Genomic DNA, 7,522 nt, shown 5'->3' with positions numbered 1-7,522 from the left:
CCACCATTGGGCCGCCCCGAAAGCAACTCGTCCGCCACCGGGATGACGTGGCCAGGCAGCGGGATGCGGCCTTCCATTCCAGTCTTGAAGGTGACGGTGCGGTCTTGGTTGTTGCTCAGCAGCGCCCACTTCCCGCGGCGCTGGGCCTCGCTTGCCCGCGTGCAACCGATGGCCGATATCTCGATCGGTCGGTCCTGATACCGGCGCTGCAGCGCCAGGTCGGTGACCGGGATCACGTCGGTGTCGTAGTTGTTCCCCGGGTTGTCGTAGCTGACCAGGGCACGGCTGTAGTGCGTGCTGCGCTCGGCGCCGCCGTACGTGAACTCGCCGTCGATGACGTTCGCCCGGGTGAACACGTAGTCGAAGTCCTGCGCCCGGGGCATGTCGGCTTGCATGAACAGCGCACCCTGGGCCCAGTAGACCATGCCCCGATAGATGGCGGACAGGTCGCGCAGCAGCGTCCAGGCCTCCGCCTTGGCCTGCAGGTTCATGTCGCACAGGAACCGCGGCTCCTGGCCCCCTACCCCGTCCGGAACCAGCTGGTCGCAGTACTGGGCGATGCGGTACATCTCCCACTTGTCGACCATCCACGACTTAATGCGCTTGCCCAGGCCGAACCGGTCCTCGACGCACAGGCCATAGGTGACGAAAGCCGGGTTGTTGGTCCAGGCCTGCTTGAAGGTGCCGTCCCAGGTGCCGGTGTAGGTGCGGGCGATCGGGTCGTAGTTGGTCGGCACCGGCCAGCGGCGCGCCTTGCACTTCACAGTCACCGACGGGATGTTCTGGAACTGCTCGGCATCGAACTCGATGTAGAGCAGCGCGGTGTTGGGGTAGCGCAGCTTCTGGTCGATGATCTCGGTGTAGGCCGCGATGGTCATCGTGTCGGCAATGGCGCCGGTGTTGGCGTTAGGCGTGAGGCGCCGGGCGCGGATGACCCAGCCCGAGGTGGCGGCCGGCAGGTCGACGCGCACCGACCGCTGATAGCCGTTGCTGGTCTTGCCGCTGACCGCGTTCCGGTGTGCCTCGACGAAGGCGCCGCCGTCGGTGGCGATGTCGATGGCGTACTCGATGGTGTAGCCGTTGGTGTCCCCGGTGTTCGGGTCCTGTTGGAGCAGGCGCGGCCATGAGAAGCGCAGGCGCACGGCCGACAGCTGAGTGTTGCTCAGCGCCCGGGTCCACGGCTGATCACTGCGCAGCTCCACGCCGACCGACGTTTCGCTTTCGATCGCTGGGATGCCCTGGATATAGTCCTGCTCCACGGTGCCGCGGCGCCACTCCCACTTCACGCCCGGGAAGTTCACGTTGCCACTGACGTCCATGATTGGGGTGTTGTCGAGGTAAATATCCCGGTCAGTCGGGGTACCGTCGAACTCGCCCTCACCAACGGCCAGCAGAATCTTGGCGATGTTGGTCGACCGTAGGCTGTCCGGGGCCTCGTAGGGCGCCTTAGGCTTCTTCTCGCCGCCCTTTGCGCCGGTGACGGCAGGTTGAAGTGCTGCGCCCATGCTTTCCTCCGGGCAAGAAAAAGCCGCCCGTAGGCGGCCTGGTGACAGTTCAGTCGCTACGCCTTGTCTTCGGCGTAGACGGATGCGGAGATGATTGCCCCACCCCACCGGCGATCACCGATGCAGATCGGTACCGGGTTTCCGCTGGCGGTGGTGTTGTTCGCGCTGCCGAAGGCGTAGGACGGCCTGTTCTCTGGCGCTGCGCTCTGCGACAGCCCCTTGGCTTGCGGACTGAGCATCTGGATGACGCCACCAAGCGCCATGGCCGCACCGATCTGCATCGCCCACGCCTGGCCGGTGACAGCGCCGGCAACCACCATGACCACGCCAACTATTGTCTGCAGCAGCCCCCCGCGCTTGCTTCCACCAATCACCGGCACGATCCGCAGCTCGCGGACACCGCCGCGCTCGAAGTCCTCGAGGCCGACGTTCTGCCGGTTCCGGAAGACCGCGAAGCGCAGGCCCATGCCGTCCAGCCTCCGAATCTCCTCTTCGAACCCTGGCAGCGTTGCCTTCAAGGCCTTGAACGCCTCCCAGGTGTCGCCGCTGTCGAGTTGCCGGCGGTGGGTGCGCCCGAACTTCTTGGCCAGCGAGCCGGACAGCTTGATGGTCGTCATTGGCTTGTAGGCGATTGCGCTCATCGGGCCTCCTTGTGGCGCAGGATCAGGCGGGCCCGGTCATGCCAGGGACCGCCGTAGATGATCACCTCTGACGGCCTGCCGTACAGGTGGTGCAGGAGGAATGGGCCGGGGCCGTACAGATCGGCTTTCTCGCCGGGCAGCTTGGGATCGCCGCCGAGGTAGATGCCAGCATGGTTCGGGTGCACCGTTCGGCCAACGGCCATGACGATCATGTCGCCGCGCTCGGGCCGGTCGACCTGGTAGAACCCGGCAGCCTCGTAGGCCTGCTCGTACAAGCTCGGTCCGGCGGCCTGCTCCCACCAGCCGTCCTCGCGGGTGTAGGCCGGGAACTCCAGCCCCCACTCGCGCTGGTACCAATCGGCGCAGACCTGCCAGCAGTCCCAGGCACCGTGCACGAAGGGCCGGCCCAGCAGCGGCGTTTCGCCGGTCGGCGTGATTGTGCGCAGGTCGCCCTCCGGCCAGGACAGGATGTGCCACGGCAGGCCGGTGGCCTCGCACATGGCCAGGTCACGCGACGAAGGCCTGCTGGTGGCGTCCGGGTGCGAGTGCACGATGCCGATCACCTGGCCCTGGTCCTCCGCCTCGGCGTACTGCTCCGGCGCGATGCGGAATTCCTCGGTCGGCTCGGTTGCCACGTTGATGCAGGGGAAGTACACCTGCTTGCGGCCCACGACCAAGAGCAGTCCGCAACACTCGCGCGGATACTCCGCCGCGGCGTGCTGCTGCACGGCGGCGAGGATATGTTTCAGCATGATCAGCTCCTGGCGATCAGGGAGACGGCCGGGAAGCCGCCGAATGGCAGCTGGTTGCCCTGGCCGAAGCGCGCGACACAGCCGGTGTCCAGGCAGCCATTGCACTGGTCCTTGGCCGGGTCGTCCGTGGGGTTGCCGTCGAAGTCGAAGTAAGGTCCGGTGTAGCCGCAGTTCGGCCCGCGGTATCCGTTGGTCATGGACCAGTGGCAGAGCTGGGTCATCTGGCGGCCGATATTCTCGCCGCCGACGTCGCCCGGGCTGGCCAGCTCCCAAGACACCGTCGCGCCGTTCTCCGACACCTTCTGGTCGATGTACCAGACCTCCGTGCTCTCTTGGGTCGCATCGGCCTCCGGGTTGCCGGCGGGAAAGTTCACCGGGTCCAGGTATCGCTTCAGGGTCTGCCTGATCGTCAGCTTGAACTCGAGCAGGTTGTCGAAGGCCAGGCACAGCGCCGTGATCCGGCCATTGACGTTGCCGACCGAGATCGTCGGCCGCACTGCGGTACCGTCCGAGTTTGCCTCGAGACCCTCGATCTGCATCGGCCAGGCGTCGTACTCGTTGCCCTGCCACCAGATCGACTTGGCCGGCAGCTGGTCGGCATCTGCGCCGGCCGCCGCCAGTTCCGCGGGCGAGTGAGGGATCGCGTGCCCGTGGAAACGCAAGATGTCGGCGCCCCAGTCCGATCCGTCGAGCTCGAACAACAGCACCTCGCTGCCCGGCTGGAGCAGTTGGATGTCTTTGATCAGGGTCATGCCGGCCTCATGGGTGGAAGGACTGTCGGAAGGTGGCGGTCAGGGTGTAATAGTCGCCCTGCCCGCCACTGACGTTTGGGGCGCCCCCCAGGTACATGCCAAGCTCACCCAATGGAGGAGTCCAGAGGAACGACTTAGCGCCAGCGTGCAGGTCGAGAAACGCCTTGACCTGCTTGATCACCGCGCCTTTCCCGCTGATTGAGATATTCCACTCCTCGGACACGTTGTTCAGGCCGTCGGCGGTGATCTGCTCGTAGCCGTAGCCGAACTTGCTCGACCTGGTGGCATAGTTCGTCGTCCCGGATGACTGCGCGTGAACGCACCAGGTGAAGGTTTCGATTGTCACTTTCTGCCCCCGTCGATCACCTGGAAAATCCCTCCGCCTGGACGAATAGCATTCCCGGCATTCTCCGTGACCCTGGCGCGAAGCTCATTTTCGAGCCTGAGGATCTCGTCGATCAACCCAGGTCCAACCTCTCCTTCCTCTGCGACCACGGCCTGAATGCGACCGATGATAGTGCCCATGGCTGCGGCTCGCTCACGGAGATCCGCGGCACTCGCCCCACCGGCGTCCTTGAAGAAGAAGTCTGAAACCGTGGCTCCAATTGCTTGCATAAGCTGGTAGCGGTCGTAGTGGAAAGACATATTCACCTCCTGTTGATGGCGCGCCAGATAGATCCTCCTTGGCGAAGCCCGGCTGCGATTGCCTTTTCCACCTCTGCCTGTGTGGCGGCCTGGATGCTGCGCCCGGTTTGTTCCGGACTTTGATCCGACTGGACATTCGCTGCAGCCTGGCCGCCTGAGTCGACCTGAACAGATATCGGAAAATTGTAGGTCGCCGAAGCGGCTGGTGACTGCTGGGAGCTGCCGACCATGCCTCCTGACGCATAACCATTCTTGTTCAGCCGATCCAAGTGGTCGCGCATGCCAGGCTGGCTCACGACTTCCTTGCGCACGACATACTCCCCACCGTGGACAACGCCCTTCGGCTCGAACTTGCCGCCGTCGCCGGTGTAGCCGCCAGTCGCGAAACCGAACTTGGGCGAATACCCCGCAGCGGACGCGCCAAGCCTGGACGAGACTTCACCCGCACTCCCAGAGGCCAGCCCGTTCGCGCCGCCGCCGAACCAGCTCCCGATCGCGCTGCCAGCAATACTGGCGAAAATGCCAGTGGCGGCCTGGCGAGTGGCGATGCGCGCCATGTCAGCCAGGACCGATTTTGCAAAATCAGAGAATGATGCCTTCCCGTTGATGGCGAAGTTTGCCGCAGCGCTCTCCATGGAACTGAAGGTGTTGGCGAAGAACGCGCGAGATTGACCGGCAGCGTCCCGGGCGCTATCCAAGTAGTCCTGGAACGCACCGCGCGCACCGGCGCTCCAGCTGGATTGGGCCTGATCCAACTGGGCCCAGCCTTCTTGCTGAGCCGCGATGCGCTTGCCCAGGTACTCCCGCTCCAGATCGATCTGCGCCTGCAGATCCTGGCGCTGCTTCTCGCCCTGGGCATTGGCCAGCTCGGTCTGCAGCTGCAGGATGCGGTTGTTGGTCTCCTGCTCAAGCTGCAGGCGCTCCTGCATGCGCGTGGCGTCCTTTTGGCCCATGCCCACGGCATCGGCCTGCGCAGCGTACTCCATGCGCTGGGTGGCCAGCTGCCGCTCCATCTGCGCCCGGTACTGCTCGGCCTGGGTCAGGCCCTGGGCGCCCTTGATCGCCGCGGCATAGTTCGTCGAGGCCTGCGCCAGCGCCTTGCCGTACTCCTCCTGGCTGATCTTGCCCTTCTTGAAAGCCAGGTCCAGCTGCTGCTGTTCCTTGGTCAGGGCGCGGGCGGCCTGGGACGCTGGGTCGTATTGGGCGTAGAGACGGGCGAAGGTGTTCAGCGATTCAGAGAGCCCTTTGCCGGTTGCGGCTTGAGCCTTGGCTGCCTCCGCAGCTGCTTTCTTGGACGCCTTCTCTGCTGCGGCCTTTGCATCCTTTTCCTGGGCGTATTTCAGAAGTAGCTTTTCTTGCTCGGGGAGCAGCTTCCCAAGTTCGCCAGCCTCAATTGCATAACGGACCTTTGCGGCTTCGGTGTTTTCGCCTTCGAGTGCAGCCTGTTTTTTCAGGTTGACTAGAAGCTTCTCGTACTCAGCATTCACCTTCTTACCGGGATCATCCCCTTTCGGTGTCTGGAGAGATGGCTGTGCTGCAGTTTTTTGCATCTGAGCAACTACTGCCCTGACAGAGGTGGCTCGGCTCTCCAGCCCGGCAATTTCCTTGTCCAGTTCATCGCGGTTGTAGAACTTGAACTTGAAGAAAACCGTGTCACTCGAGTCGGTAGAAGACAGCTTTGACCTTGCATTCTGCAGGTCTCGAATTCCAGCCAGAGTTACGCTGAGCTCATTGTTCAGCCCGGCCACTGTCTGCTTGTCGTCCCGGAAGAAATCCAGGAACTCGCCTGAGTTGAACCTGTCCATGGCCTCTGCCATGGATACGATTCCACGAGCCAGACGGGCGCTGGCGCCGGTAGCCTCATCAAGCTTCCCGACCGTAGTCACCAGCGAGTTGTTGAATGCCGTTATGGACTGGCTGACTGTGACCTGAAGGCTGCCGCTGAGCTCGTCCACTTTTTCTTTCTGGCTCTGCAGCGCCTTAACGACTGCCTCAGACGTCAGCTTCCCCTCAGCCCCCATGGTGCGCAATTGCCCAATAGAGACGCCGAGACCGCGCGCAATCGCCTGGGCGAGGGCCGGTGTTTGTTCCATTATGCTGTTGAGCTCATCGCCGCGAAGGGTGCCAGAGGCGAGAGCCTGACCAAACTGGACCATGGAGGCCTCAGCGGCCTGGGCGCTGGCGCCACTCAGTGCCACGGTCTTCGATACTGTCTCAGTGACGCTCTCCACGTCAGCAAAACTCAGCCCAAGCTGTCTAGCATTCTGGGCCACTCGCTGATAGACCTCGGCGGTACTTTGCAGAGACTGCCTAGAGTTCTGAGCAACCCTGTAAACGGAATCCTGAGCAAACGCTAATTGCTCAGTTCCTTCGGTAACAAGCCTCAGACGGTTTGTGAGGTTGGTGTACTGCTCCGAATATTGCGCGATCTTCGAAACACTGAAGGCCGCTGCAAACGGCGCGGCCAGCCCCCCAACGACACCGAGCAGCTTATCGGTTTCGGCAGCCAGGCCGCCGACCTTTCTTGAGCTCGCATCAGAGCGCCGCCCAGCCCCTTCGATAGATGCGCTGGCCTTGTCCATTGCCGGCGCTACACGATTACCAGATGACTCAAGAGACTCGAGTTCTTTTCTCATAGACGCCGCGTCACGCTGTGCGCCGCGTGAGTCAATGGTTACGGCAAGGCGCGATTCTTGAGCCATGCAATATCTCCAGGCATAAAAAAACCCGCGCATGGCGGGTTTATCTTCGTTTGGGCTCAGGTCATTCTTTGACCGGTTCTAGGTCAGACTGGCAGTGTTTGCACTTGACGGCTTCCCTCTGGACAACCTCGGCGCAGAATGGACACTTCCGATAGAGGGAGGAGGCACCAAACTTCCTGGCGATCTCAATACTCTTCTGCTCGTCCACCCCCAGCGGGTTTGCCAGCCACACAGCGATAAGGCCGATGGCGGGGAAGACGAATCCAAGAATGAACCAACCTACAGGATCTCTGCCCTTCTGCTTTGCGAAATAGGCAGTCACGCCAGCCAACGCCAGCCAGATGATGAACAGTTCCATGAACCCTCCTTGTTTGATGAGGGCAATCTACCACAGCCCGGCAGCCTCCGGCGCACGCCCAGCCCCTGTCCACCCATCCACCCTGGACGGAAATCCAGTAGGCGGGGTGGGCCGGGGCGTAGTAGCGTTGTGCCTCCCAACGAACCGCCCCGGTCCGTTGCCGGAAA

At 62.9% G+C, this 7,522-nt stretch carries 8 protein-coding genes; all 8 read right to left on the bottom strand.

Annotated elements, in window-relative coordinates:
• The coding region (locus OH705_RS26165) for a host specificity protein J (RefSeq protein WP_267303339.1) at positions 1-1,505 on the bottom strand (1,505 nt) is incomplete at its 3' end.
• Between the two features lie 56 nt (positions 1,506-1,561).
• Positions 1,562-2,146, bottom strand: coding sequence for a tail assembly protein (locus tag OH705_RS26160; protein ID WP_267303338.1), 585 nt, complete (start codon positions 2,144-2,146; stop codon positions 1,562-1,564).
• Positions 2,143-2,898: a C40 family peptidase gene (locus OH705_RS26155; protein WP_267303337.1), complete on the bottom strand. Its 756-nt coding sequence runs from the start codon at positions 2,896-2,898 to the stop codon at positions 2,143-2,145. Before OH705_RS26155 ends, OH705_RS26160 begins: the two co-directional genes overlap by 4 nt.
• Positions 2,899-2,900: 2 nt before the next feature.
• Positions 2,901-3,650 (bottom strand): phage minor tail protein L, encoded by a 750-nt coding sequence (locus tag OH705_RS26150; protein WP_267303336.1) that lies wholly within the window; start codon positions 3,648-3,650, stop codon positions 2,901-2,903.
• Between the two features lie 7 nt (positions 3,651-3,657).
• Positions 3,658-3,996 (bottom strand): phage tail protein, encoded by a 339-nt coding sequence (locus OH705_RS26145; protein ID WP_267303335.1) that lies wholly within the window; start codon positions 3,994-3,996, stop codon positions 3,658-3,660.
• On the bottom strand, positions 3,993-4,295 hold the full coding sequence (locus OH705_RS26140; RefSeq protein WP_267303334.1) for a hypothetical protein: 303 nt from the start codon (positions 4,293-4,295) through the stop codon (positions 3,993-3,995). The genes OH705_RS26145 and OH705_RS26140 overlap by 4 nt, the downstream gene beginning before the upstream one ends.
• Before the next feature lie 2 nt (positions 4,296-4,297).
• Positions 4,298-6,997, bottom strand: a complete 2,700-nt coding sequence (locus OH705_RS26135; protein ID WP_267303333.1) for a phage tail tape measure protein — start codon at positions 6,995-6,997, stop codon at positions 4,298-4,300.
• 61 nt (positions 6,998-7,058) lie between these two features.
• Complete coding sequence (locus OH705_RS26130) at positions 7,059-7,355, bottom strand: hypothetical protein (RefSeq protein ID WP_267303332.1); 297 nt, start codon at positions 7,353-7,355, stop codon at positions 7,059-7,061.
• Positions 7,356-7,522: the final 167 nt, after the last annotated feature.

Source organism: Pseudomonas sp. BJa3, from assembly GCF_026343815.1.
Taxonomy (GTDB): domain Bacteria; phylum Pseudomonadota; class Gammaproteobacteria; order Pseudomonadales; family Pseudomonadaceae; genus Aquipseudomonas; species Aquipseudomonas soli.
Note: the sequence above shows the minus strand (reverse complement) of the source record. Positions and strands in the feature narration are given on the sequence as shown.

Bases quoted from the DNA above. Each gene is read 5' to 3' on its own strand.
- OH705_RS26135 (WP_267303333.1), bottom strand. From the start codon at position 6,997: ATGGCTCAAGAATCGCGCCTTGCCGTAACCATTGACTCACGCGGCGCA.
- OH705_RS26155 (WP_267303337.1), bottom strand. From the start codon at position 2,898: ATGCTGAAACATATCCTCGCCGCCGTGCAGCAGCACGCCGCGGCGGAG.
- OH705_RS26140 (WP_267303334.1), bottom strand. From the start codon at position 4,295: ATGTCTTTCCACTACGACCGCTACCAGCTTATGCAAGCAATTGGAGCC.
- OH705_RS26130 (WP_267303332.1), bottom strand. From the start codon at position 7,355: ATGGAACTGTTCATCATCTGGCTGGCGTTGGCTGGCGTGACTGCCTAT.
- OH705_RS26160 (WP_267303338.1), bottom strand. From the start codon at position 2,146: ATGAGCGCAATCGCCTACAAGCCAATGACGACCATCAAGCTGTCCGGC.
- OH705_RS26150 (WP_267303336.1), bottom strand. From the start codon at position 3,650: ATGACCCTGATCAAAGACATCCAACTGCTCCAGCCGGGCAGCGAGGTG.